The 25755-nt window shown below is 54.4% G+C and carries 20 protein-coding genes and 1 riboswitch; of the genes, 11 read left to right on the top strand and 9 right to left on the bottom strand.

The window, feature by feature from the left end; all coding sequences use genetic code 11:
* The 5 genes from EDC54_RS00285 to EDC54_RS00265 all read left to right on the top strand — a co-directional run bounded on the left by EDC54_RS00285 (position 1) and on the right by EDC54_RS00265 (position 6535).
* Positions 1 to 741, top strand: coding sequence for an energy transducer TonB (locus EDC54_RS00285; RefSeq protein ID WP_132452146.1), 741 nt, complete (start codon positions 1 to 3; stop codon positions 739 to 741).
* 73 nt (positions 742 to 814) lie between these two features.
* On the top strand, positions 815 to 3055 hold the full coding sequence (locus tag EDC54_RS00280; protein WP_132452144.1) for a TonB-dependent receptor family protein: 2241 nt from the start codon (positions 815 to 817) through the stop codon (positions 3053 to 3055).
* Positions 3056 to 3158: 103 nt separating this feature from the next.
* A complete protein-coding gene (locus EDC54_RS00275) occupies positions 3159 to 3827 on the top strand; it encodes a MotA/TolQ/ExbB proton channel family protein (protein WP_132452142.1) in 669 nt (222 codons plus the stop codon).
* Positions 3820 to 5172, top strand: a complete 1353-nt coding sequence (locus tag EDC54_RS00270; protein WP_132452140.1) for a phospholipase D-like domain-containing protein — start codon at positions 3820 to 3822, stop codon at positions 5170 to 5172. Before EDC54_RS00275 ends, EDC54_RS00270 begins: the two co-directional genes overlap by 8 nt.
* A 1-nt stretch (position 5173) precedes the next feature.
* Positions 5174 to 6535, top strand: coding sequence for an esterase-like activity of phytase family protein (locus tag EDC54_RS00265; RefSeq protein WP_132452138.1), 1362 nt, complete (start codon positions 5174 to 5176; stop codon positions 6533 to 6535).
* 63 nt (positions 6536 to 6598) lie between these two features.
* Here the strand turns inward: EDC54_RS00265 and EDC54_RS00260 are convergent, their stop codons facing one another.
* From EDC54_RS00260 to alkB, 6 genes are all read right to left on the bottom strand, one after another.
* Positions 6599 to 7285: a GntR family transcriptional regulator gene (locus tag EDC54_RS00260; RefSeq protein WP_132453566.1), complete on the bottom strand. Its 687-nt coding sequence runs from the start codon at positions 7283 to 7285 to the stop codon at positions 6599 to 6601.
* A gap of 178 nt (positions 7286 to 7463) precedes the next feature.
* Entirely contained in the window at positions 7464 to 8930 is a 1467-nt protein-coding gene (locus tag EDC54_RS00255; protein ID WP_132452136.1) for a mannitol dehydrogenase family protein, read from the bottom strand.
* A 273-nt stretch (positions 8931 to 9203) separates the two neighbouring features.
* On the bottom strand, positions 9204 to 10577 hold the full coding sequence (locus EDC54_RS00250; protein WP_132452134.1) for an MFS transporter: 1374 nt from the start codon (positions 10575 to 10577) through the stop codon (positions 9204 to 9206).
* A gap of 275 nt (positions 10578 to 10852) precedes the next feature.
* The gene (locus tag EDC54_RS00245) at positions 10853 to 11875 is read right to left on the bottom strand and encodes a Zn-dependent oxidoreductase (RefSeq protein WP_132452132.1); all 1023 of its coding nucleotides are present in this window, start codon (positions 11873 to 11875) and stop codon (positions 10853 to 10855) included.
* A 14-nt stretch (positions 11876 to 11889) separates the two neighbouring features.
* Complete coding sequence (gene manD / locus EDC54_RS00240; RefSeq protein WP_132452130.1) at positions 11890 to 13104, bottom strand: D-mannonate dehydratase ManD; 1215 nt, start codon at positions 13102 to 13104, stop codon at positions 11890 to 11892.
* A gap of 205 nt (positions 13105 to 13309) precedes the next feature.
* Positions 13310 to 13966 carry a DNA oxidative demethylase AlkB gene (alkB, locus tag EDC54_RS00235; RefSeq protein WP_132452128.1) on the bottom strand — a complete coding sequence of 219 codons (657 nt, stop codon included), beginning with the start codon at positions 13964 to 13966 and terminating at the stop codon, positions 13310 to 13312.
* A 422-nt stretch (positions 13967 to 14388) separates the two neighbouring features.
* Between alkB and fumA the strand changes: the two genes are divergently transcribed.
* Positions 14389 to 16032, top strand: a complete 1644-nt coding sequence (gene fumA, locus EDC54_RS00230) for a class I fumarate hydratase FumA (protein WP_132452126.1) — start codon at positions 14389 to 14391, stop codon at positions 16030 to 16032.
* A gap of 70 nt (positions 16033 to 16102) precedes the next feature.
* On the opposite strand, the gene norR is transcribed toward fumA, so the two are convergent.
* Complete coding sequence (gene norR, locus EDC54_RS00225; RefSeq protein ID WP_132452124.1) at positions 16103 to 17641, bottom strand: nitric oxide reductase transcriptional regulator NorR; 1539 nt, start codon at positions 17639 to 17641, stop codon at positions 16103 to 16105.
* A 167-nt stretch (positions 17642 to 17808) separates the two neighbouring features.
* Here norR and norV point away from each other — a divergent pair, with 167 nt between their 5' ends.
* From norV to EDC54_RS00205, 4 genes are all read left to right on the top strand, one after another.
* Positions 17809 to 19311, top strand: a complete 1503-nt coding sequence (gene norV / locus EDC54_RS00220; RefSeq protein ID WP_132452122.1) for an anaerobic nitric oxide reductase flavorubredoxin — start codon at positions 17809 to 17811, stop codon at positions 19309 to 19311.
* 10 nt (positions 19312 to 19321) lie between these two features.
* Positions 19322 to 20458 carry an NADH:flavorubredoxin reductase NorW gene (norW, locus tag EDC54_RS00215; protein WP_132452120.1) on the top strand — a complete coding sequence of 379 codons (1137 nt, stop codon included), beginning with the start codon at positions 19322 to 19324 and terminating at the stop codon, positions 20456 to 20458.
* Between the two features lie 105 nt (positions 20459 to 20563).
* Positions 20564 to 21424, top strand: a complete 861-nt coding sequence (gene tehB / locus EDC54_RS00210) for an SAM-dependent methyltransferase TehB (protein ID WP_132452118.1) — start codon at positions 20564 to 20566, stop codon at positions 21422 to 21424.
* A 381-nt stretch (positions 21425 to 21805) separates the two neighbouring features.
* On the top strand, positions 21806 to 22624 hold the full coding sequence (locus EDC54_RS00205; protein WP_132452116.1) for an alpha/beta fold hydrolase: 819 nt from the start codon (positions 21806 to 21808) through the stop codon (positions 22622 to 22624).
* 240 nt (positions 22625 to 22864) lie between these two features.
* Here the strand turns inward: EDC54_RS00205 and ribB are convergent, their stop codons facing one another.
* On the bottom strand, positions 22865 to 23518 hold the full coding sequence (gene ribB, locus EDC54_RS00200; protein ID WP_132452114.1) for a 3,4-dihydroxy-2-butanone-4-phosphate synthase: 654 nt from the start codon (positions 23516 to 23518) through the stop codon (positions 22865 to 22867).
* Positions 23519 to 23643: 125 nt separating this feature from the next.
* Positions 23644 to 23833, bottom strand: a riboswitch (FMN riboswitch).
* A gap of 267 nt (positions 23834 to 24100) precedes the next feature.
* On the opposite strand from ribB, the gene ubiK reads away from it, so the two are divergent.
* On the top strand, positions 24101 to 24382 hold the full coding sequence (gene ubiK / locus EDC54_RS00195) for a ubiquinone biosynthesis accessory factor UbiK (RefSeq protein ID WP_132452112.1): 282 nt from the start codon (positions 24101 to 24103) through the stop codon (positions 24380 to 24382).
* Between the two features lie 101 nt (positions 24383 to 24483).
* On the opposite strand, the gene yjeH is transcribed toward ubiK, so the two are convergent.
* Positions 24484 to 25725 (bottom strand): L-methionine/branched-chain amino acid transporter, encoded by a 1242-nt coding sequence (yjeH, locus tag EDC54_RS00190; protein WP_132452110.1) that lies wholly within the window; start codon positions 25723 to 25725, stop codon positions 24484 to 24486.
* Between the last annotated feature and the right edge of the window lie 30 nt (positions 25726 to 25755).

The following is a 25755-nucleotide window of genomic DNA, read 5'->3' as shown; positions in this document are numbered from 1 at the left end:
ATGTACCTGCTCTATCGCTCGCGTCATCCGCTCAGTTGGTTGCCCTTGCCGGTGCTGGCGACCTGCCTGTTCTTCGCCAGCCAACACCCGCCGCTGAAAGTGCAACAACAATACGATGATACCGTCATGGCGCTCACGCTGGCGGAACCGGAACCCCTTCCGCAGCCCGAACCGATCGCCGAACCGGAAGCGGCGCCACAACCGGCTCCCGAACCCGAGCCGATCCCGGTTGATGAACCGGATCCGATTATTGAAGCACCGCCGGTTACGCCCCCTAAACCGGAAGTGAAGCCAAAGCCGAAACCGGTGGTTAAGACCAAAGCGGAAACCCGACCTAAACCGACGCCCGCGCCAGCCAAACCAGCGGTGTCAGCGCCGAGCGCGCCAGCCAAGCGCCCGATACCGGCGGCGAATGCTGCGCCGTCGGTGAATGTGGCCGCATTGGAAAACCGCTATGTTCAGGCGCTACGCGCACAGCTAGAACAAACCAAACGTTACCCCACGGGTCGGCAGGCATCTCTGGAGCGCCCCGCAGGTCAGGTGGAAATCTGGCTGGAAGTAGATCGCAGCGGACGGGTAATCCGTACCGGGATCAGCAATAAAGCACGCAGTATGCTGCTGAACCGGGCAGCGCAGGCCAGCTTGCAGAGCATTAAACAGGTTCAGGCCTTCCCTGCCGAGGCTTTCGCAGGGCAAAACACCAAGCGTTTTTTAGTCACGTTCGACTATCAGGCGCAGTAGCGCTGCGCGTCTGAACAACACTCAAATAACATCAACAGCACAGTCATCAATCGACTAACATTAGGATTTTTAAATGAAATCTTGCAAACTTTCTGGGGTATGTTTGTCTGTCGTCAGTGCATTATTGGCGGGTTCCGCGCAGGCGGACGAAGCAACAGATATCGGCACCATCCGTGTTCAGGGGCAACCGCTCGGCGCAGGCTTAATGATTCAGGAAGACAGCGCCAAATCGCGCTCAACCGTGACAAAAGATGCGCTGGATAAGATGCCTGCGACAGGCAACGCCATTGATAAACTGAAATACACCGCGGGCCTGAACGTCAGCAGTAACGACGCCAGCGGTTTAAGCGGCGTCAGTTATACGATGCGCGGCATGAGTGCGGATCAGATTGGCCTGTCCTCAGACGGCATTCCCGTCAATGACTCCGGCGACTATGCCGTGTACCCGAACGGCATGGGCGACCCGGAAAACCTGGAACAGATCTTCGTCACCCAGGGCTCGTCAGAAATGGATGGCCCACACATCGGCGCCAGCGGCGGCAACATCGGACTGGTGTCCCACCGTCCGGCGAAAGAATTTGGCGGCTTCGTTAAGCAAACATTCGGCAGCAACAACCTTAGCAAAACCTTCGCTCGCCTCGAAACCGGCCAGCACAACGGCTTCAGCAGTTGGCTCTCTTACTCGTATACCGATTCCGACAAATGGCGTGGTTCCGGCTATTCCCGCGCCGATAAAGTCGAGTGGAGCGGCCTGTATGAGCATGAAAATGGCCACAGCAGCAACCTGATTGTCAAATACAATAAGCAAGATGTCATCAACTACTCGACGCTGAGCAAACAGCAGTTCGAGCAATTCGGGCGCAAGAAGGATTACGCCACGACGCCGGTTTACAACAGCCGCGGGCAGATATCTCAATACTACAAGATCAACCGTAATAATTTTGAAACGCTGAATGTGACCTTCACCCAGAAATTGCAGCTACGCGATAATCTGGCGCTGACGTTACAGCCGTACTATTTCTCGACCAACGGCGGCAGCTTCGGCAGCGGAAACGCCAGCGTGTTATCCGCGACATCGGATCGCGCGGGTAACTATGATCTCAGCAACCTGACCTCCAACACTTACTACCGCCCCTCCTGGACGGAGACCTGGCGGCCGGGCATCACCACCAAGCTGAAATGGGATATCAGCGACGAGCACAGTTTGGATATCGGTTACTGGTTCGAGCGCGCGCGCCAACGTCAGACGCAGCCGTTTATTCCGATCCAGAGCGACGGCAACCCGGTTAATGTCTCCGGCAAACCCGGCGATGGGCATCAGATCACCGACGCAAACGGGAAGGTGGTTCAGGGGCGTAACCAGTTTACCATCACACCAGCGCATAAAATCTGGGTGCAGGACACCTGGTTCTTCTCACCGGAATGGACGTTCACCGGCGGCCTGGCCTATCAACACGTAGAGCGTGACGGTACCAACCTCGGCAGCCTGACCAGCGTCGCTGAGAAAAAGAACAAAAAGTACCACGAGTTCCTGCCCAGCTTTAATGCCGCCTACCGCATCAATGACGAAAATCAGGTGTTCTATAACATCACACGCAACATGCGCACCCCGCCCAATTATGTCTTATATAACGTTGGCGACTCCATCAACACCAAGCCGGAACTGAGCTGGAATCAGGAGCTCGGCTGGCGCTTCCAGAATGAGAACATGCTGTTAAGCGCTTCACTGTATTTTATCCGTTTTTCCGACCGTCAGATCTCCAGCCGTAACGCCGATGGCGAGTACGTAATGATCAACGCGGGGAAAGTGGACAATAAAGGTCTGGAGTTGGAGTGGAGCGGCAAACTGCCGTACAACTTCAACTACTTCGCCGCTTATACCTACACCGATACCGAGCAGAAAAACAATCTCGCCACCCGCGGCAGCCAGCTCCCGACGTCGGGCAAACAGTCACCCAATTCACCCAAAAATATGCTCAACCTCGGACTGGGCTACGACGACGGGCGCTACTACGCCGGCGTGAACAGCCGCTACGTCGGTGCGTTCTACGGCGACATGACCAATGACGAGAAAATTGGCGGACGCACGGTGTTCGATCTCAGCGCCGGCATCTATCTGCCTGTGGATAAGAAGATCGTGAAAAGCGCCACGTTACGCGTAGGCGTCAGCAACCTGTTCGACAAATCGTACCTCGATTCCGCACGCACGGTGAGCTTCAACACCAAACCGTATAACGGCGTATCGTCAGGAACCGCGTTTTACAACGTCGGGGAAGAGCGGACGTTCAGCGCCTCGCTGGAAGCCACGTTCTAAGCTCGGAGCACGAAGACCACCAAGACAGCGCGGTTAGCCGCGCTGTCGGTATGTTAACAGACATAACCCATGTCCTCCGCGGGACTCACAGAAGGATCAGGCCATGAACGCCGATATGCTGCACGAAATTATCTTCTACATCATGTATGCCTCGCTGGTCATCGCACTGACGATCATCATCGAACGCAGTCTCTACTTTGCCTATACGCGCCGACAGGCCAGACGACTGGAACACGCCCTGACGGCGGATATTCATCACGTTCACGATCTGCCGGCGGTATTAACGCAGCGCCCAAGCCTGCCGATGACGGTTGTCGCCCCCGTTTTAGCCCAGTCGCATCAGGCAGAAAACCGCGATGCGCTTAACGACCTGATCGATGCGCAATATCTGCAAAGTAAGCCGCAGCTGTCGCGCGGGCTGTGGGTTCTGGAAACGGTCGTCACCGCCGCGCCATTGCTGGGGTTGCTCGGCACCATCATGGGGATCATCGAAACCTTCAAGGCGCTGTCCGCCGCAGGAATTTCCGATCCCAGCCAGGTTTCCGCCGGCATGGGCACCGCGCTGTACGCCACCGGATTGGGGATCGCCATCGCGCTGGTTTGCCTGCTGGGGAATAATTTCCTGCAAAGCCGGATGGAACACATCAGCGAAATGCTGAAAGTCCTGCTGATCCGCGCCGGTATGCCGCATACTCGCCAACGGCAGGCACAACCGCCGGTAGCGCACAGCGTCATGCCGGAAAAAGCGGTGGCGGAGAAGCGCTATGCGTAATCGGCAGGGTTTCAGGCTGCCGGTATTGCGCCGTAAGCGCACGATCAACTCACTGCTGACGGGAGGATTATTGTTTATTGTCAGTGCGGCTGCCCACGCCGACTTCCGCATTCCCGGCTATGAGTTAGTGTATGACGCGCCGGCGGAAACGACGCTGGACAACCCCGATCTGCGCCCCAGCGACGCGGTGTGGATATCGCTGTTCGACAACGCCCGGCACACCATCGATCTGGGCCAGTTCTATGTGGCGAATCAGGCGGGTTCACGCCTTGATAAGGTGTTACGACATCTGCGGGCGGCCGGAGAGCGCGGCGTGCGCATTCGCGTGTTGCTCGAAGAAAAAGGGCTGAAAATCTCCACTCAGGACACGCTGGAACAGCTCAAAACCATCCCGAATCTGGAACTGCGCGTGATCCCCTTTGCCCGCCTGAGCGGCGGCATCTTACATGCCAAATACCTGCTGGTCGATGGCAAACAGGCCTACATGGGCAGCCAGAATCTTGACTGGCGGGCACTGGAACATATTCAGGAAACGGGGTTATTGATCGACGATCCGCACGTGGTGACGCAGATTAACGCTATTTTCGCGCAGGATTGGCAGGCGCAGGCGCAATTAGCCAATGACGAGAGCGTCTCCGCGCAACACGTCGCGCCGCCAGCCGCTGACCGTTCGGGCAACTATCTGGTTGCCAGCCCCAAAGCATTTAATCCCGCTGGCGTGATCGCCTCCGAAGAGGAATTGCCTCGCCTGTTGGCGGAGGCCCGGCAGCGGGTTCGCATTCAGGTCATGGATTATGTCCCCCTCTCCTACGGCGACAACAAGACGCGCCCTTACTACGCGGTTATCGATAACGCGCTGCGCGCCGCCGCCGCCCGTGGCGTACAGATTGAGCTGATGGTGTCCGACTGGAGCACCAAAATGCCGAATATCGCCTATCTGAAGAGTCTGGCGCTGCTCCCCAACATCCAGATAAAAACGGTGTCGATACCGCAAGCCCGCAGCGGCTTCATCCCTTTTGCCCGCGTGATCCACAGTAAGATCATGACCATCGACGGTCAGAAATCCTGGATCGGCACCAGCAACTGGAGCGGCGGCTATCTGGATAATTCGCGTAATCTGGAAATGGTGATCCAGAACCCGACCATGACGCAGCGGGTAGACGCCCTCTATACGCAGCTCTGGGACAGCGCATACGCACATCCTTTACGCATCGATTATGACTACCCGCGGCCCAATCCGGGCGGCGTGCAAGAAAAAGAGAAGGAAAACGCGCCTTCATCCACCGCAGACGGCACGGCCACCACGCCGCTGCCATCACGACAAAATGACATTGATAAGGAATAGCATGAAACACACATTGGTCGCACTGCTGATTGCCGGGCTTCTGCCGTTCAGCGCACAGGCCGAAGGGGAAAAGGTCAAGCGCTATGTCGTCACCTTCCCGGCTGGCGAACACGTTACTTATCAGGGAAAATTCGCCGGTCATTTTCCCAACGGTCTGCCTGTCGGTATTGGTTCCGGCCTCTATTTTACCGGTCAACAGGGCGATAACCTGATGTTCACTACCGTCACCGATCGCGGCCCGAATGCCGATGCTCCACTGGTGGGAGAAAAAGAGGCCAAGATCTTCGCCAGCCCCGACTTCGCCCCGCTGATGATGGATATTCGCGTCAGCGCAAAAGCCGCCGAAGCCATGAATCCCCGTCCGCTGCATGACGCCGAAGGCAAAATCACCGGCCTGCCTCTGCCTGCGGATTTTATCGGCACCACGAATGAGACCGCGCTCAACGACGCGCTGCAACCGCTCAGTTCCAACCAGCGCGGGCTGGATACGGAAGGGATCGTGCCGGACGGTAAAGGCGGCTTCTGGCTGTGCGACGAATACGGGCCGTTTCTGATCCACGTTGATGCCAGCGGGAAGATCTTGCAAAAATTCGGGCCGACGCCAACGGACAATGAACACTCTGTCGCCAGCGGCTTGCCGAATATCATCAAATGGCGTCAGCCAAACCGGGGGTTCGAAGGACTGACCCGCCTGCCGGATGGCACGATCGTCATGGCCGTACAGAGCACGCTGGATATCGACGGCAAAACCAAAAACAAAGCGCAGTTTACGCGTCTGGTGATGTTTAACCCGGAAACCCAAACCAGCCGCATGGTGGGCTACCCCATCAACATCGACAGCTACAAGAAAGCAAGAAACGCCAAAATCGGCGATATCGTGGCGCTGGATAATCAGCGCATCCTCCTCATCGAACAGGGTGCGGATAAAGACAAACAGGTGCAAAACCGCATTTATCTGGTCGATTTCAGCAAGGCAAGCGATCTGACGCCGTTTGACGCCGAGGGCAAATCGCCGGAGTTTGACGATCGCGCCCAGTTGGAAAAACGAGGAATTACGCTGGCGCATAAACAGGAACTGGTTGATCTGCGTAAGCTCGGCTGGCAACAAGAGAAAGTGGAAGGTCTGGCGCTGATAGATAAGCAAACGCTGGCCGTCATTAACGACAACGATTTTGGCCTGCAATCCAAACTGAACGCCCCGGTGAAGGCCAAAGACAAGGCGGATGACTATCAGGCCACAGCAGATGGCAAGCTCACGCGCGAGGGAAAAGCGGTCGAGACGACGTTAACCATTGAACCGTTACAGAAGCCGGAAGCCGACACCGAACTGTGGCTGATTACGCTGGCGCAGCCGCTGAAATAATCCGCCGTAAGATCCCGGCTTCCCCTAAACATGACGTTGCGGGGGAAGCCAGATCTTTCAGACTCAGTTCTCTTCGAACCAGTCTCTGTTCTGTTGCGCAATCGGCGTGATCGAATAGATCATCTCCTGCAAATGCTCGCGAATGGCGTGTTCTGCCGCATCGGGATCGCGCGCTCTTAGGGCACTGAAAATCATATGATGTTGCTGGATAAGGCTGAGCGGAGGAGAAACCTGACTCAGACTGAGAAAACGCACGCGATCCATCGTCGCTTTTATCGATTCGATGGTCTCCCACGCCAGCGGACAGTGAGCAATCTGCGTCAAAGACTGGTGGAAGCTGTCGTCGAGACTGAGAAATTCACGCACCTGATCGTTTTGCGCAGCCAGCTCCTGACGGCGCAGGTTGTGCTCCAACATCAGCAATTGTTCATCCGTCACCATCTCCGCGGCCCGGCGTACAATGGCGCACTCCAGTGCCTGACGGATAAAGCGGGCATCCGCCACCCGCTGTTCAGAGATCTTCATGACAAACGTGCCGCGCTGCGGCAGGATTTGCACCAGCCCGGCCTCCGCCAGCTTGATAAACGCCTCTCTGACCGGCTGGCGGGAAACTTCAAAGCGCATAGAAATTTCTTTTTCAGACAGCAATTTACCGGGAGGAATGGTGCACTCCACGATGTCTTTACGTAATACGCGATAAATTTGCTGATTGACTGGTTCGCTGTTGTTGATCTGAAAAGAGGTGTCCATGCCGCTACGCTTACCCAAGAAATTTACCGCTTATGATACACGCTTAGCGCAGCGAGTGTCAGTGTTACAGCATGCCTGTCATCGAGCGATCAGGCGACACGAGGAGAGCGTCCCTGCCGTCCTCTGTCATCCACACGATCGCCGGTGCGAAGACGCAACGGGCCATCGCTTTTTCGGTTTAGCCATTCATCGCCGACAACGTACCCTTCACCCCCTTCGTCAGCAGCGACAGATAGCAGCGCGTCACCGCCGCGACGAAGACAGGGTTCGCCGGTAGATCCTCACCAAATATCGCCTTCAGCGCCAGCAACGCCGCCACGCGGCTTTCGCCTTCCACGCTGTTCCGCACGGTTTCTGCGATCGTATCCTTCAGCGGATCGCTGATTTCAATCGCCTGTCCTTGCTCATCTACGCCGCCGACATAGCGCATCCACCCCGCGACACCCAGCGCCAGCGCGTCGAAACGGCTGCCGTGCGCCAGATGCCAGCGGATAGAATCCAGCATCCGCTGCGGCAGCTTTTGCGAGCCGTCCATGGCAATCTGCCAGGTTCGGTGTTTTAACGCGCGGTTGCGATAACGCGCCAATAACGCCTGCGCATACGCCGCGAGATCGACACCCTGCGTGCGCAGCGTCGGCGCCTGCTCGCACAGCATCAGGTGCTGCGCCGCCGTGACCAGTTCAGGATCCTGCATACAGTCGCTGATGTGCTGATAACCCGCGAGATAACCCAGGTATGCCAGAAACGAGTGGCTACCGTTGAGCATACGCAACTTCATTTCCTCAAACGGCAGCACATCCTGTACCAGCTCCGCGCCGGCCTTTTCCCACGCCGGACGGCCATTAACGAAATGGTCTTCAATCACCCACTGGAAGAACGGTTCGCAGGCGACGCCCGCCGGATCGGACACGCCTAATAGCCCCTGAAGCGTTTCCTGCGTTTCCGGCGTCATCGCAGGAACAATCCGATCGACCATCGTGGAGGGAAAGGTGACGTGCTGTTCAATCCAGCGCGCCAGTTCGACATCCTGCTGCTCGGCCAACTGCACGATAACGTTACGCGTGACGTGCCCGTTTTCCGGCATATTATCGCAGGACATCACGCTGAATGCCGGTAGATGGCGTTCCCGTCTGCGTTTGATGGCAGCCAGAATCACACCGGGCAGAGAGCGTGGTTCTGTGGGCGACGCCAGGTCGTGGCAAATCAGCGGATGTTCGGTATTCAACTGTCCCGTGGCCGGATGGTGACAATAGCCTTTCTCCGTTACGGTTATCGAGACGATGGCGATATCCGGCGCGCTTAACGCCTCCAGCACCGCCTCAATGCCGTCGATTTCCGCATGCAGCGCGGCTGTCGCCACGCCGATGACCCGGCAACACCAGTCGGCGTCGGCCATTTCAGACACCGACCAGAGCAAATCCTGCTGGCGAATCGCCTCAATCTGCTGTTCGCCCCCGATCAGGTTAATTTCACAATATCCCCAGTCGCTGCCCTGCTCCGCCGCCAGCCTGTCGGCACACACCGCCTGATGCGCCCGGTGGAATGCGCCAAAACCGATATGGGCAATCCGTGTTTTGAGCTGGCTGCGATCGTAACGCGGCACCACAACCTGCGGTTTAAGCGTAGAAAACTCATTAATACTCATCGTTATCCCTGATAGGTGATTCAAAAAATATGGCAACGGCTGGAAAGCGGAGAGAAATGGAGATAATGGGTAGATCGTAACGACGCCGTGAAGACATCCCTGTACGCTCGGATTGCGCGAATATGAATCTCATCCGTGAGATTCACCCTCTCAGGGCCGTCGCAAGCGACGTTCAACAGCGTTCCTGCCCCTTTCGCTCATGGCGCAACCGCTTTATTCTTCTACCCATTCCGACCGTTTTAGCGCCACAAACAGACGCGTTGCCGTGTTCTGTTATGCTGCGTCGTCTAAGGCATCCAAATCGCGATCTTTGACTTCCGGCATGCAGATGGCCGCGAATAGCCCAATCACGGAATAGGCAATCAGCATCACGACAATCGGCCACCAGGAACCGGTCATGTTGCAGAAAATACCGGCCAGCACTGGACCAAAGCCGACGGCGATTAATCCGCCCGTCTCTTTCGCTATGGCCATTTGCGTAAAGCGGCTGCGTCCACCAAATATTTCCGCCATGGTGATATTTTCCAGCGCAAATAACCCCAACACCGCGAAGTTATGAATAATGATGATGCTGACGATAATCACATTAACGCTATTCTCTTTATCCACGATAAGAGACAGCATCGGGTAGGCTAACAATATCGCCGAGATATTCAGAATAATATAAGGTACGCGGCGCCCCACTTTATCTGACAGCCATCCTAATAACGGAATCGTGATAAACCCGATAATAGAGCTGATCATCAGAGCATCGGTAGGAATATGTTTATCGAACAACAGCGTTTGCACCAAATACCCGGCGAGGAAAGTCTGAATCAGGCCGGAGTTTCCCGCCTGCCCGAAGCGTAACCCGGTCGCCAGCCAAAAGGCTTTGCTTTTGAACATCGACAGTATCGATTTTTGCTCGCTCTGCTCAACGACCAGCGTCGGGGACGGCCCTTCCGTATCGGAGACATCATTGCTGACTTTCTCAAAGACCGGACTTTCTTTCAGGTTCATACGCAGCCAGATCGCGAAGAGCATCACGACGACGCTGGCCAGGAACGGGACGCGCCACCCCCACGCCAGTAACTCTTCTCTGGAAAGGGCAAAGAACATGACGGCCCAAATCGCGGTGGCGCTGAGCGTACCGCAGTTGGTCCCCATCGCCACCAGTGAAGAGATAATCCCGCGTTTTCCTTTCGGCGCGTATTCCGCCAGCATCGTTCCCGCGCCGGAAATCTCCGCGCCGGCGCCTAACCCCTGCACGATACGCAAGGTGACCAGCAAGATGGGCGCAAAAATACCGATCTGCGCGTAGGTCGGCAGCACGCCGATTAACGTGGTGCAGATCCCCATCATCGTAATCGTAATGAACAGGACTTTTTTTCTACCGATGGAGTCTCCCATGCGGCCAAAAATAAAGGCGCCGACGATCCGCGCCACGTAACCTGCGCCATAGGTGCCCATGGCCAGAATCAGCGCCATCGCCGCCGACTGCTCCGGGAAAAAGATTTCATGGAATACCAGTGCCGCGCCAAGCGAATACAGCTGGAAATCCATAAATTCCAATGCGGTGCCCAGCCAGCCGGACACCGCCGCTTTAACTAAATCAGAGGTACTTCTTGCAGGTTTATTTTGTCCAGATGTTATCTTAGGGTTATTCATATATCTATTCTCGACGATTTGTAATTATGGTCTATCCGTCCTAATTCAGGCTGTTTATTCGTTGGCTTTTTCAACCCGAATTATTTAGGGTATAGCGCACAGCAAATGAAATTACTGTTCATCATGGTGTCGTGATCCACGCCAGCCCATTATTTATGGTCTGGCGTAGCTAAGAGAGAAACAATCACGTTAAAGCGGTCGATATAATATTATCTAGTCGATAGGGTTTTTCCTTTCATATAAAAACCGGTTAGCCAAAACCATATTGATGACGATTAAGGTTCATTAAATGTCAGCAGGACTTTGCAGCAGCGCGTCTGATCTTTTTCAAAGACCTCCATCGCCTTTACTACCTGCTGATAATCAAACCGATGCGTAATCAGTTTTGCCGGATCGATACGTTTCTCTTTCAGCCACGTAATCACGATGGGGAATTTATTGGCATTCAACCGGGATGAAAAAATAGCGAGTTCTTTGCTTGTGATCCCCTGCTGGCTGATCTGACAAGGGTCGCTGGAAAATCCCATGATGGCGATACGCGCGGTGGGAGATGCAATCGTAATGGCCTCCTGCAAAATAGAAGGATGGCAGGCGGCGTCAATAATCAGCGTAGGCTTGATCTTCAGCGTCTCCAGTTCCCCGATCAACGACAGCGATGCGTTATTGATCACCCTGTCTGCGCCACTACGTAACGCCATATCCAGACGCTCGGGAATACGATCAACGACAATCACTTCCCGCACGTTAAACACGCCTTTCAATACCTGCACAGAGGTCAATCCCATCGGCCCTGCGCCATAAATCAGGGCGACATCCTGTTCCGTCGGTTTCACCTGTGCCGTCACGTTGGCGGAAATGGTGAAAGGCTCCACCATCACGGCGAACTCATCGGGGATTTCGTTCGGGATCGGGTGCGCGTTTTTCGCCGGTACGGTCGCGTACTCGCTGAATCCGCCGTCGCGATGTACGCCCAACACCACCAGCGTGGTGCAGACGTTGGGTTTGCCGATGGAACACGGGTAGCAATGGCCGCAGCTGACGACCGGGTCGACGGAGACGCGCTCGCCAAGCCGGGCAGCATCCACCCCTTCGCCAACGGCCTCAATCACGCCGAAAAATTCATGCCCGATCACGCGCGGGTATTTGGCAAAAGGATTATGCCCACGGTAGATGTGGCTATCCGAACCGCAGATGCCCGCCAGCTTTACCTTTACTCGCACTTCGCCCGCCGCGGGCTGGGGAATCTGGCGTTCTTCAATCACCAACGCATTCGGCTGCTGTATCACAATGCTTTTCATGTTTTGGCCTCGTCTTACCAATTCCACAACGTACCGTCTTCCAGGCGGGCAACCGGCAAATAAGCGGGATCATAGGGATATTTCGCCGCCAGCTTTTCATCAAACTCAATGCCTAAACCGGGCTTGTCGCCCGGGTGCATATAGCCGTTATCGAACGTCCAGTTATGCGGGAACACTTCCAGCATTTGCTCTGAGTACCCCATGTATTCCTGTACGCCGAAGTTTGGCACCCAGAGGTCGAAATGCAGCGCCGCCGCCATGCAGACAGGCGATAAATCCGACGGGCCATGCGAACCGGTTCGCACCTGATAGAGCGACGCAAAGTCGGCGATACGGCGCATACCGGTAATCCCCCCGGCGTGGGTTATCGTGGTACGGATATAGTCGATAAGCTGTTCTTCGATCAGCTGTTTGCAATCCCAAATGCTGTTAAAAACCTCGCCAACCGCAATCGGTGTGACGGTATGTTGACGGATTAAACGAAAGCATTCCTGATTTTCCGCCGGCGTCGGATCTTCCATCCAGAAGAGGCGATAGTCCTCAATACGCTGACCAAAGCGTGCCGCTTCAATCGGCGTCAGACGGTGATGCATGTCGTGCAGCAGGTGTTCGTTAAAACCAAACTTATCGCGCACGGCTTCAAACAGTTTTGGCGTGAAGTCGAGATATTTCTCCGTCGACCACAGCTGTTCTTCCGGCCAGTTGCCCTTCGTTGCCGGTTCATAGGCTAACCCTTTGCCTTTCGCCATCCCGTAGGTGGTTTCCATACCGGGCACCCCACACTGCACACGAATCGCCTTAAAGCCCATATCGCGGTGTTTGGCGTAATCATCCAGCACTTCATCAATGGTACGGCCCGTCGTATGGCAATAGACCATCACGCCCGTGCGCGACGCGCCGCCAAGCAGTTGATAAAGCGGCATATTGGCGGCTTTCGCCTTGATGTCCCACAGCGCCATGTCGACAGCCGAAATGGCCGACATGGTCACCGGGCCGCGACGCCAATAGGCGCCTTTGTAGAAATACTGCCAAATGTCTTCGATCTGGTGCGCATCGCGGCCAATCAGCTGCGGACAGACATGATCCTTAAGGTAAGAGGCCACCGGCAGCTCACGCCCGTTGAGTGTCGCATCGCCCAGACCGGTTAATCCGCTGTCTGTCGTAATTTTCAGGGTGACAAAATTCCGTCCCGGGCAGGTGACAAACACTTCAGCGCTGACAATCTTCACGTTACTTATCCTTCTTTACATAGAATGATTCACTTTATGGATACTACCATACAAGTATATCCATAGAGATAACTTGAATTGCTTCACATTTATGCATATAGGGGCTGTTTTTCAGACAAAGGACGAGTCAAACATCGTCAATACCGCGGGGGAATGGGCACCGCCATGCGGTACCGGAAAGATTACTCAGGCAGAGAAAACCGTGCTACCCGGCTTTACGAAACGTCAGGTTAAAGCGGCAGTCATCCGGCATCCCTTCAGGGACAGCCCCCTTTTTCAACGGCAGGATACCGTGAAAGCGGAGGCGTGATTCACCGCCCCAAACCACCACATCACCGTGCATCAGCGCAACCCGCCGCGTTTTATCGCGACGCGCCATACCGCCAAAGAGGAACGTGGCGCTGAGGCCCAGCGAAACCGAAACGATAGGCTGGCGAAAATCCCGTTCATTTCTATCCTGATGCAGAGACATACGCGTGCCGACATCATAGCGGTTGATCAAACAGGCATCGGGTTCAAAATCAGCAAAACCCGCTTCGCTGGCTGCCCGTCGCGCCAGTTGGGAAAAGATCTCCGGCATGGCGGGCCACGGTTCCCCGCTTAACGGATCGTGCGAGGTGTAACGATAGCCGGACGCATCCGTTACCCAGCCGAGCCGTCCACAATTACTCATCGCGACTGACATCACAAAACCGCCCGGCGTCACCATATGACGCAGCGGCACGCGAGCAATGATGGATTGCAGCGCCGCCATCAGTGCCGGCGCATCGTCACCGGCCCAGCCATGCAGAACAGTCGCCTGAGGCGCCAGCGTTTCCGTCCAGCGGCGCGGCGCTTCATCAGCGAATAAATCAAGGTTCATCGCGATAACTCCTCTGGTTAATATGAAACCGCGCCTCTCTCCCGTCGCCCGCATTTCCCTGAGCACCCCCAGAGATAGCCTGACAGGGCATGATAACGCCGGACAATGTAAAAGCTGTCGCGCCAGATAAAATCAAAAATAAAACGGATATTGTTCCTGATTTAACCATTTTATTTACTTAATTAATTATGGAATAAAAAATAACCCGCCACATGATGATTATTGTGATGTACTAAAGTAGTAGTTCCCGATAAAAAGCCATACTATTGTCGCGTTGACTAATTTGTATTCGAGATATTCCTGTCGTGCTGCGGTAATACGCCTTAATAACAAGACGTTTAATCATATACGCTAACCCACTGAGTATGACGGGGACATAAGGTGAAAATTTACTAATTAACGCAATTGCAAGTGAGAAAAAAATGTCGAATAAACCCTTTTATTACCAAGAGCCTTTTCCACTCGGTAAAGATGATACCGAATATCGCCTGCTGAGCAGCGATTTTGTCTCCGTCGCGCAGTTTGAAGGTCAGGACATTCTGAAAATCGAACCGGAGGCCTTGACGCTTCTGGCTCAGCAAGCCTTCCACGATGCCTCTTTTATGCTCCGTCCCGCCCACCAGCAGCAAGTTGCCGATATTCTTCACGACCCGGAAGCCAGCGAAAACGATAAATACGTCGCACTGCAATTCCTGCGCAACTCGGAAATTTCCGCCAAAGGGATCCTGCCGACCTGTCAGGACACGGGGACCGCGATTATCGTCGGTAAAAAAGGCCAGAACGTGTGGACCGGCGGTAACGATGCCGAAGCCCTGTCGCGCGGGGTGTATAACACATTCATTGAAGACAACCTTAGGTACTCGCAAAACGCCCCGCTGGATATGTATAAAGAGGTTAACACCGGCACCAACCTGCCGGCGCAGATTGACCTCTACAGCACCGACGGCGAAGACTATAAATTCCTGTTCGTCACCAAAGGCGGTGGTTCGGCTAACAAAACCTATCTGTATCAGGAAACAAAAGCGTTGCTGACGCCGGGTAAGCTGAAAAGCTTCCTGATCGAGAAAATGCGCTCGCTGGGCACCGCAGCCTGCCCGCCGTATCACATTGCTTTTGTCATCGGCGGCACGTCGGCGGAAACGACGCTGAAAACCGTTAAGCTGGCTTCAACCAAGTACTACGATGAACTGCCGACCGAAGGCAACGAACACGGTCAGGCATTCCGCGATCTCGCGCTGGAGCAGGAAATTCTGGAGGCGGCGCGCGACTTAGGTTTGGGCGCCCAGTTCGGCGGCAAATATTTTGCGCACGATGTGCGGATTATTCGCCTGCCGCGCCACGGTGCCTCTTGTCCGGTCGGCATGGGCGTGTCCTGTTCCGCAGACCGTAACATCAAAGGCAAAATCAACCGCAAGGGCATTTGGCTCGAACAACTGGAGCAGAACCCTGGCAAATACATCCCAGAGCATCTGCGTGAAGCCGGCGAAGGCGATGCGGTGAAAATCGATCTGAACCGTCCGATGGCGGAGATCCTGAAAACGCTGTCGCAATATCCGGTCTCCACGCGCCTGTCGCTCACCGGCACCATCATCGTGGGGCGCGATATCGCCCACGCCAAGTTGAAAGAGCGTCTGGATAACGGAGAGGATCTGCCGCAGTACATCAAAGATCACCCTATCTACTACGCAGGGCCGGCGAAAACGCCAGAAGGCTACCCGTCCGGTTCGCTAGGCCCGACCACCGCTGGCCGTATGGATTCTTACGTCGATTTACTGCAAGCCCACGGCGGTAGCATGATCATGCTGGCGAAAGGCAACCGTAGCCAGCAGGTGACCGACGCCTGTAAAAAACATGGCGGCTTTTATCTCGGCAGCATCGGCGGCCCGGCGGCGATACTGGCGCAGAACAGCATCAAGAGTCTGACCTGCGTGGAGTACCCCGAACTCGGTATGGAAGCGATCTGGAAGATTGAAGTGGAAGATTTCCCCGCCTTCATTCTGGTGGATGATAAAGGTAACGATTTCTTCCAGGTGATCCAGAGCGCCAAATGCGTGAAATGCGGTTAACTCAGTCTTGTCGTGATGAGAGGTTAGGAGATATTTCGTGTGCCAACGCCCCGACTATCGGGGCGTTTTTTTATTTGATACCCAGCCGCTTCGCCAGACGGTGCAGATTACCGCTGTCCATTTCCAGCGCCCGGGCGCAGGCGGACCAGTTTCCCTGATGGTGGTTCAGCGTTTGCTGGATGATCCGACGCTGATAGTCATCCGTTGCCTCACGCAGACCGCCGCCGATGAAAGAAACGGGGGAACTTTCGTTCGCATTAGACGCACCGACGGCGGAAAGGACAGGTTGGGAGGAAAGTTCGAGATTGAAATGCTCAGGCCCCAACAGCACCTCGCCCGATTCCTGCCCTGCTTTCGCCAACACGGTGGCACGATAAATGGCGTGTTCCAGCTCGCGCACGTTCCCCGGCCAATCGTACCGCTCCAGCAGCGCGCTCGCCTCCGCCGTTAATGCCAGACGCGTCAGCCCCAGTTGCGCACGACTCCGTTCGCAGAAGAAACCGGCGAGCAGCCCCACATCCTGCCCGCGCTCGCGCAGCGGCGGCACGGACAGCGGAAACACGCTCAGTCGATGGAACAAATCTGCGCGAAAAGCGCCATCCAGCACCGCCTGCCGCAGGTCGCGGTTGGTCGCCGCCAGCACGCGCACGTTGACTTTCAGGCTGCTGTCATCGCCCACCCGTTGCAGGTCGCCATACTGTAAGACGCGCAACAGCTTCGCCTGTAGCGTTAAGGATAACTCGCCAATCTCATCCAGAAACAGCGTGCCGTTGTCCGCCATTTCAAACTTGCCGGTACGATGATGAATGGCGCCGGTAAACGCCCCCTTCACATGACCAAACAGCTCGCTCTCCGCGACCGATTCCGGCAGCGCGGCGCAGTTCAGGTACACCAGAGGGTGACTGGCACGCTGGGAACCGCGATGAATCGCCCGCGCCACCAGCTCTTTACCGACGCCGGTTTCCCCCATAATCAGCACGTTGAGATCGGAACCTGCAACGATATCCACCTCTTTTTTTAATCTTTGCATCGGCTCCGACAGCCCAATCATCTCATCAACGCTTTCCGCCGCAGGGCTTTCAGCGTGAACCGGCGCGGGCAATTGCCGTTCAAGGCGCTCCATCAACAACGCGTTACTGAGCGCCGCCGCCGCCATCGCGCCCACCAGCCGCAGTTCTTCATCGCTGAAATGGTCGAACTGGTAAGGATCCATGCCATCGACGGTCAACGCGCCGATCAGGTTCTGATTAGCAAATAGCGGTAGGCCAACGCAGGCGTGAACTTTAAGCGCCGCCTGACTGGGAATTAAGCCGTCATACGGATCGGGCAGTTGGCTATCCGCCGGGAAACGCACCACATCCCCGGCGCGGGCTATCGCTTCCAACCGAGGGTGGTCGGACAGGCGAAAACGCCGGCCCAGCACATCCGGCGCCAGACCATCAATCGCCAACGGGCGAAACAGTTGATTTTCATAACGCAGCAGTGCCGATGCATCACAGCGCAGCAGTTGGCGCAGGCTGTTAATCAGGCGCTGAAAACGATCCTGATTCGAGATCCCCATTTGCAGTTCAATCGCGATACGCGCGAGATCATTGATAGAAAGCGCCACGGTATGTCCTTATGACAGAAGATGTGTCATTAAGACAATAGACAAGCAATGTCATTATGACAACGGTAATTTACTAAATATTTAAAAATCAATGAATTAAAAACTGGCACGCTTTCTGCAATCTCTACAGCATATTTTCCCGTTTATGATTATTGAGGTTTCAGACGATGGCGATTCACGTTAAGAACAACATTCACTGGGTTGGGCAACGCGACTGGGAAGTCCGTGATTTTCACGGCACAGAGTACAAAACGTTAAAAGGCAGCAGCTACAACAGCTACCTAATTCGCGAAGAGAAAACCGTACTGATCGATACCGTCGATCACAAATTCAGCCGCGACTTTGTGCAGAACCTGATGGCGGAAGTGGATCTGAATACGATTGATTACATCGTGATCAACCACGCCGAAGAGGATCACGCCGGCGCACTGAGCGAACTGATGGCCCGTATTCCCAACACGCCGATCTACTGCACCCACAACGCGATCGACTCCATCACCGGTCACCACCACCACCCTGAGTGGAATTTCCACACGGTAAAAACCGGCGACACGCTGGATATCGGTAACGGCAAGCAGCTCATCTTTATCGAAACGCCGATGCTGCACTGGCCGGACAGCATGATGACCTACATGACAGAGGATGCAGTGCTGTTTAGCAACGATGCGTTCGGCCAGCACTATTGCGATGAGCACCTGTTTAATGATGAAGTCGACCAGACTGAGCTGTTCGAACAGTGCCAGCGCTATTTCGCGAATATCCTGACGCCATTCAGCCGGTTGGTGACCGCCAAGATCCAAGAAGTGCTGGGCTTTAACCTGCCGCTGTCGATGGTCGCCACCTCGCACGGCGTGGTATGGCGCGATGACCCCGCTCAAATTATCCATCTCTATCTGAAGTGGGCGGACAGCTATCAGGAAGATCGCATCACGCTGTTTTATGACACCATGTCCAATAACACCCGCATGATGGCCGACGCCATTGCGCAAGGCATCAACGATGTCGACCCCGGCGTGGCGGTGAAAATCTATAACGTCGCCCGACACGACAAGAACGAAATCCTCACGCAGGTTTTCCGTTCGAAAGGCGTATTAGTGGGATCGTCCACGATGAACAACGTGATGATGCCGAAAGTCGCCGCCATGCTGGAAGAGATCACCGGCCTGCGTTTCCAAAACAAGAAAGCCTCCGCGTTCGGCAGCTACGGCTGGAACGGCGGCGCGGTTGATCGTATTCAAACCCGCCTGATGGACGCCGGATTTGAAACAACGCTGGCGCTGAAAACCAAGTGGCGTCCTGACGGTTCTGCGCTGGAAGTCTGCCGCGAGCACGGCCGGGAAATCGCCCGCCAGTGGGCGCTGCACCCGCTGGATGATACGCCAGCCCGTCGCGTCCTCTCCCCGCTCAAGGAGGCCGCCGCACCGCAAGTTCCCCCTGCGCCGCAAAACGAACGCGCCCTTGCCGAGAACGCCAGTGGATGCCATGAAACCGCGGCGCCAGCGTCAGAAAGCGGCTGTATGCAGTGCAGCGTCTGTCAGTGGATCTACGATCCGGCAGTCGGCGAGCCGATGCAGGATGTCATGCCCGGCACGACATGGTCGGATGTGCCAGACAGCTTCCTCTGCCCGGAGTGCGGGCTGGGTAAAGACGTCTTTAATCCGATTCGCTAAGGAGAGGCTGATGAAAGACATTGTGATTATCGGCGCGGGCTTTGCTGCCCGCCAGCTTATCAGACAGCTACGCAAACAGGATGCCCACTGCCCCATCCGCCTGATCACCGCCGACAGCGGCGATGAGTATAACAAACCGGATTTAAGTCATGTGATGAGTCAACGGCAGCATGCGGACGATCTGACCAAAATGCAGGCCGCGACGTTTGCCGAGGAAACCCGCATTACACTACAGGCCAATACCCGCGTTACGGCGATTGACCGCCATTCGCAGCAGGTCATCTGCGGCGCGGAACGTTATGATTACCATAAGCTGGTATTCGCCACCGGCGCCCGCGCCATCGTGCCGCCGATCGCGGGGCGCGAACACATGATGACGCTCAATAGCCAGCAAGAGTATCGCACGCACGAAGAGCGGCTCTGGCAGGCCGAACGGGTACTGATTTTAGGGGCTGGACTTATCGGCACCGAGCTGGCAATGGATCTGGGTCGCGCCGGGAAACGGGTCACGCTGGTCGACTGTGCCGGCACCATCCTGTCCGCGTTGATGCCGCCTGAAGTCAGCGCGCGCTTACACTTTACGCTGACACAGCAAGGGATTTCACTACTGCTGAATACCACCTTGCAGACGCTGGAAAAAACGGAAAGCGGCGTGCAAGCCAGGTTTACCGATGGACGCACCCTGGAAGTGGATGACGTCATCTCCGCCATCGGTTTACAGCCCAACGCACAATTGGCGAAAGCTGCGGGGTTAACGGTGCAAAAAGGTATCGAGACCAATGCGCAGTTACAAACCAGCGATCCACAAATTTATGCGCTGGGCGACTGCGCGGAGATTAACGGTAGGCTTCTGCCTTTCCTGCAACCGATTCAGCTTGGCGCCATTACGCTGGCGAAAAACCTGCTGGGGGCCAGTGAGGCGCTAACCCTGCCGCCGATGCTGGTTAAAATCAAAACGCCGCTGTTTCCCTTACAGATGGCCGGCGATACCACCAATAACGATTTACACTGGCAGCAGGAGTGGAACGCTCAGGGACTGGTAGCCAAAGCGCTGGACGATCGGCAAATACTGCGTGCCTTTGTCGTCGGCGGAGAACGGATGAAAGAGGCGTTTCCGCTTCTGCGACAGCTTTCCTCCATCGCCTGACGCGAAAACACAAATAATGCATATGAAATACATATTTCTGGTCAGCCCGCGCAGGGATAAATAGAATACGGCCATCGCTTTTGCAATCTACAGACCGAGGTAACAATGCAAGATCTCATTTGTTATAAGAAGATGCCGCAGTGGAACAGCCAAACGCTGCCTGCCGCGTTTCAAGAAAAGCACAACACGCAGGAAGGCACCTGGGCAAAACTGACGGTGTTGCAAGGAGAGATGACCTTTTCCATGCTGACCGAGGAAGGGGAGACGCTGGAAACCTTTCAGTTCTCCGCACAGCATCAGCCGCCGTTTGTGGAACCGCAGGCGTGGCACCGTATCGTCTCATTCTCTGACGATCTGGCGTGCCAGCTTAGCTTTTTTTGCACCCCGGAAGATTTCTATCATAAAAAGTATGGCCTGACGCGCACCCATTCCGAAGTCATCAACGCAATGCAGTACATCAAGCCCTGTAAAACGCTGGATCTAGGCTGTGGCGGCGGTCGTAATGCGCTGTATCTGAATCTGCGCGGGTTTGACGTTACCGCCTGTGATAAGAGCGAGCAAAGCATTGATTCGCTGAATAACATCATCAAAAGCGAAGCGCTGGAAAATATCCGGGCAGGCGTCTACAACATCAATCTGGCGGCCATCAAAGAACAATACGACTTTATTCTCTCGACCGTCGTGCTGATGTTTCTGGAACGCGATCGCATTCCGCATATCATCAGTAATATGCAGGACAGCACCGTTAACGGCGGCTATAACCTGATCATTGCGGCAATGTCGACCGAAGATTATCCGTGCCCCATGCCTTTCCCGTTTACGTTCAAAGAGGGCGAGTTGAAAAATTATTATGCCGACTGGAATATCCTTAAATACAATGAGGATATTGGCGAGTTACACAAAACAGATGCACAGGGTAATCGTATTAAACTGCGCTTTGCCACGCTGCTGGCGCAAAAACCGTAATCTATCGCACCACGCTGGCGATTTTCTCCAACCAGCGTGCTTCCCTATCAGCGTCATCAGACAGGTTCATGTTCCCTGAAATAATATGTTCATACAGCAGTGTATTCTCCTGTTTATTCACCGTCGAAAAGAAATAAAAAAATGACTTTTCTCATATTATCACTCAGATAAGAAATAAAAAATCTTTGCCTGTTAAAGATAACAATGTAATTAATATTCATTGAAATCATCACAATCCCTTCACTAAAGTGAAATATTCTCTTTTATTAAAATAATCATGGAAAAAACCCACCCTTAGATCTATATTCGACAATGATATCGGTGTGCTGGTTTTTATCATCCACTAATAACACATGGAATGTTTTTTAATGGAGGCAATTGATGGTGATCGAAAAAGAGACTGTTGTCTTTAATGGCTTCAAAATCAATGTTGAACGCTATATTCATGATACACAGTTAAAATCTGCCATATTAATTAACGGTGCATTAGCGACATCTTCTTCTTTCTATAACTGGGTCAGGCACTTAGAAGGTCGGGTGAATACCATTCTTTTTGATTTGCCCTTCGCGGGAAAATCCAAACTAATGAATGACTCGCTGGATATTATCACCAAAGAGCAAGAAGTCGAACTCATTAACTCCCTCATCCAGCGCTATAAGCCAGAGATCATCATGTCTGCTTCCTGGGGCGGTCTGGCAGCGCTCATGGCGATGAGCCAGAATACCGATATTATTAAAAAAGCCGTAGTCGCTTCATTCTCTACGACGATTAATAAGAAAATGGAATATTATATTCTTAAAGCTCGTGATTACGTTTATACAAACAATTTCTCAGAGCTGGGGATTTTATTAAATGATGAAGTGGGTAAATACTTGCCGCGTGCGCTGAAACGCACTAACTACAGGCACGTCTCTAATCTGGACCAGCATGAATATAAGCAAGCATGTTTTCACCTTGAGCAGATAATAAAACTTAAAGACAGTGATTACAGGAAACTGATTAATAGAACATCCACTCCGGTCATCTTCATTAATGGGGAACTTGATGAATACACCACCAGTGATGAAGTCAAGCTATTGAAGAATCATCTCCCCAATAGCGAGTTTTATACCATCAAGAATGCCGGACATTTCCTTGATTTAGAGAACAAAAAGGCTTCATTAGCCATGAAAGATATCTTTACGACCATCATCCCCTGACAAACAGGACATCATGCGCCCGTGAATAATTCCCTGTTTTAAGGTACTGGGCAAAGCGGGGAGAGTTTTTTTCGGCATCGGCGAACCGGAATATCTGGCGAACCGCGCTTTGGAATAGAAAAGCTCTGGGTACGCGGTGCCAATACAGACTGGCACAGGAATGAAAGGTGCCGACAAGGCACCTCGCGCTATGGCCGCCCGATTATCGCCTTAACGCCGGGCAGCCTATATGGTCCGTGATTAACTGGCTTTGCGCTCTGCTGCCAGGCGGTAAGCCACCAAATCCTTAATCGTCAGCACCAGCATGTCGTGCTGTTTAGCAAACGTAATGACTTCCGACGCATGAGCCATTGACCCATCATCGTTCGTCAGTTCGCACAGTACGCCAAAGGGTTTCAGACCCGCCAGCGTCATCAAATCCACCGTTGCCTCAGTGTGACCACCACGGGTTAACACGCCGCCCGGCTGAGCACGCAGCGGAAAGACATGCCCCGGACGGTTGAGATCGCTCGGCTTGGCATTATCCGCAATGGCGGTGCGGATCGTAGTCAGTCGGTCTGCCGCTGAAACGCCGGTCGTCACACCTTCAGCCGCTTCAATCGTCACGGTAAACGCCGTTTGATAATGGCTGGAATTCTTCTCCACCATCATCGGCAATTCCAACTGCTGGCGGCGCTCTTCCGTCAGGCACAGGCACACAATGCCGCTACCGTGGCGGATCGTCAGCGCCATTTGCTCAACGGTCATCTTTTCAGCGGAGAAAATCATGTCACCTTCGTTTTCACGATCTTCATCATCCAGCACTAGTACGCCGCGCCCCTGACGTAATGCATCAAGTGCACGCTCTACGCGTTCGGTCGGATTGCCAAATTCAGAAAGTAATGTCTGATTCATGGTAAAAACCTCAATGTTGTTATGAATTACCAGAATCAGGGCGAACTTGAGGAGTAACCATTACCACCGGTTGCGGGGCAATAGTTAACAAAATAACGCGAGCGGGCATATAGCCCGACAGGTACCGTTACTCTCTCCCATCCGGACTCTAACCGTCGGCCCCGGAATCACACCGGATCTGCTGACCTCACGCCGATTAAACCGGCGACAATGGCCGGAAAACACAGCGTAAGCGCTCGCGGGCTTCCAGTGCGCAGATGCTGCGTTCACTGGTTTACCGCCGGTGGGGAATTACACCCCGCCCTGAGAATAAGCGCATTTACTATAACGCGAATACCTCGACAGGGCAATTGATCCGCCACGGGAAATAAGGCAAAACATAAGCGGAAATTCAGTAAGCAAAAGTTGAACAGGTGAAAACCATTGAATCACCCAAGTGCAGGATAAAACGTTCGTATTTTGGGCGATACACGGCCCCACTGAAGTATGGCGGGGATAAATGTCAGATTTAGTTTATCCATCCCGCAACTCGCATTACACTTACTGTAGCCATTACCTTACTTAACCTATCAGGAAAGCGACATGATTGACCCAAAGAAGATTGAGCAAATCGCCCGCCAAGTGCATGAGTCCATGCCAAAAGGTATCCGGGAATTGGGTGATGATGTGGAGAAAAAGATCCGTCAGGTCTTGCAGGCGCAACTCACCCGGCTGGACTTAGTTAACCGCGAAGAGTTCGATATTCAGACACAGGTTCTGCTCCGCACGCGAGAGAAGATTGCTCGTCTGGAACAACGTCTGACCGAACTGGAAGCGAAGCTGTCCGGGGAAGAAAAGCCAGCCGCCGCACCGGAAAACGAGTAGTTAGCATCACGAGGTAATGCCCTGCGCAGGGCATTACCTTTCCTCTCTGCCATCATTTCCGTCACCACCGTACGCGTCACGACATGGTCGAAAAAAGCCGCTTAATCAGCAGACCGACGGGGTAAGAAAAACCACAGCATGGCTAACATAATCAGCGCATACCATGACTTCCAGCCAATCATCAGCAGCAGCGCGCAGCAAAGCAGACTTCCTATGGCGGCCATCACTTTGGCGCGCCCTTGCAGCAAGCGCCACCCGGCCAGCATACACAGCAGATAAACCAACACAAAAATGCCGTTCGCGTACACAATCAGTACCTCCAGCGGCAAACGGAGCCAGTAAATCAGCAGGCAACACGCCAGACAACACGCTACGACAATCGACAGCGCATTAACCGGTGCCTGCCCCGTGGACAGCTTCGCCAATGCGCTCCCTTTCGGGGCCTGAGACCAGACTAAACGGGCAAAGCCCTGCGTATAGATATTCACGCTGGCAAAGCAGGCCAAATACCCCACCAGACAGGCAATCCATAGTGCGTGCTGACCAAACAGTTGCACAACGATCCCCGGCAGCGAGGCGGTTGCCGCCCTTCCCTCACCGTAGGCCTGAAAATGCAATACCGCTACCGTACATCCCCAATAAACCGCGCCGGCAGCCAACATTCCAATGAGCAGCGCACGCGGGAAATCCCGCTCCGGCACCCGAAACTCCGTCGCCATATGGGCAAAGGCTTCCAGACCAACGAAGCACCAGAACATCACGGCCAGCGAACTGAAGGTATTCGGCCATGACAACGCAGCCAGCGACGGCCAGGGGATCTGTGCCGGCGTAATATCTCCCTGCCACCAAATCGCCGCCACCAGCGCCACCACCAGCAGCGCGATAACAATCTGGATGTTAGCGCTAGACCCCGCCCCGCGCAGCCCAAGTAGCCAGATGCTTCCCAGCGTCAGCAACTGTACGCACAACAACCCCAGATCGCTCCAGCCAAACGCGGCCTGCCAGAACCCTGCGGCAATCTGTAAGGCAGCGGGTAAGCCCAGAGGGATGACGGATAGAAATAACCAACGGGTGACGCGCGCCATGCGTGGCCCAAAGGCCATCTTGACAAAATGCGCCGCGCCGCCCGCATGAGGAAAACGTTGCCCGAGAGCGGCAAAAGCAATCGCGATAGGAAAAACCAACATGATCAAAAGCGGCCACGCCCACAGACTGTCCTGCTGTGCCAGCTGTGCCGCCAGCGTGGGAACCGCAAACACGCCGGTTCCCAATAGTGAAGTAGAAAGCAACCCCACTCCTTGAATCAACCCCAGCTCTTGTTTTAATCCTTTTGCTTCACTCACCACGTTTCACCTTTTCTTGCTTTGCGATAT

The organism is Samsonia erythrinae, from assembly GCF_004342665.1.
Lineage (GTDB): Bacteria > Pseudomonadota > Gammaproteobacteria > Enterobacterales > Enterobacteriaceae > Samsonia > Samsonia erythrinae.
The sequence above is the reverse complement of the archived record's forward strand: the minus strand, read 5'-3'. Positions and strand labels throughout refer to the sequence as shown.

Excerpts from the sequence above, each read along its gene's own strand:
- ubiK (WP_132452112.1), top strand. The coding sequence starts at position 24,101 with ATGATTGACCCAAAGAAGATTGAGCAAATCGCCCGCCAAGTGCATGAG.
- EDC54_RS00270 (WP_132452140.1), top strand. The coding sequence starts at position 3,820 with ATGCGTAATCGGCAGGGTTTCAGGCTGCCGGTATTGCGCCGTAAGCGC.
- alkB (WP_132452128.1), bottom strand. The coding sequence starts at position 13,966 with ATGAACCTTGATTTATTCGCTGATGAAGCGCCGCGCCGCTGGACGGAA.
- EDC54_RS00250 (WP_132452134.1), bottom strand. The coding sequence starts at position 10,577 with ATGAATAACCCTAAGATAACATCTGGACAAAATAAACCTGCAAGAAGT.
- ribB (WP_132452114.1), bottom strand. The coding sequence starts at position 23,518 with ATGAATCAGACATTACTTTCTGAATTTGGCAATCCGACCGAACGCGTA.
- EDC54_RS00255 (WP_132452136.1), bottom strand. The coding sequence starts at position 8,930 with ATGAGTATTAATGAGTTTTCTACGCTTAAACCGCAGGTTGTGGTGCCG.
- fumA (WP_132452126.1), top strand. The coding sequence starts at position 14,389 with ATGTCGAATAAACCCTTTTATTACCAAGAGCCTTTTCCACTCGGTAAA.
- norV (WP_132452122.1), top strand. The coding sequence starts at position 17,809 with ATGGCGATTCACGTTAAGAACAACATTCACTGGGTTGGGCAACGCGAC.
- EDC54_RS00205 (WP_132452116.1), top strand. The coding sequence starts at position 21,806 with ATGGTGATCGAAAAAGAGACTGTTGTCTTTAATGGCTTCAAAATCAAT.
- EDC54_RS00280 (WP_132452144.1), top strand. The coding sequence starts at position 815 with ATGAAATCTTGCAAACTTTCTGGGGTATGTTTGTCTGTCGTCAGTGCA.
- norW (WP_132452120.1), top strand. The coding sequence starts at position 19,322 with ATGAAAGACATTGTGATTATCGGCGCGGGCTTTGCTGCCCGCCAGCTT.
- EDC54_RS00275 (WP_132452142.1), top strand. The coding sequence starts at position 3,159 with ATGAACGCCGATATGCTGCACGAAATTATCTTCTACATCATGTATGCC.
- EDC54_RS00245 (WP_132452132.1), bottom strand. The coding sequence starts at position 11,875 with ATGAAAAGCATTGTGATACAGCAGCCGAATGCGTTGGTGATTGAAGAA.
- EDC54_RS00265 (WP_132452138.1), top strand. The coding sequence starts at position 5,174 with ATGAAACACACATTGGTCGCACTGCTGATTGCCGGGCTTCTGCCGTTC.
- EDC54_RS00260 (WP_132453566.1), bottom strand. The coding sequence starts at position 7,285 with ATGGACACCTCTTTTCAGATCAACAACAGCGAACCAGTCAATCAGCAA.
- tehB (WP_132452118.1), top strand. The coding sequence starts at position 20,564 with ATGCAAGATCTCATTTGTTATAAGAAGATGCCGCAGTGGAACAGCCAA.
- EDC54_RS00285 (WP_132452146.1), top strand. The coding sequence starts at position 1 with ATGTACCTGCTCTATCGCTCGCGTCATCCGCTCAGTTGGTTGCCCTTG.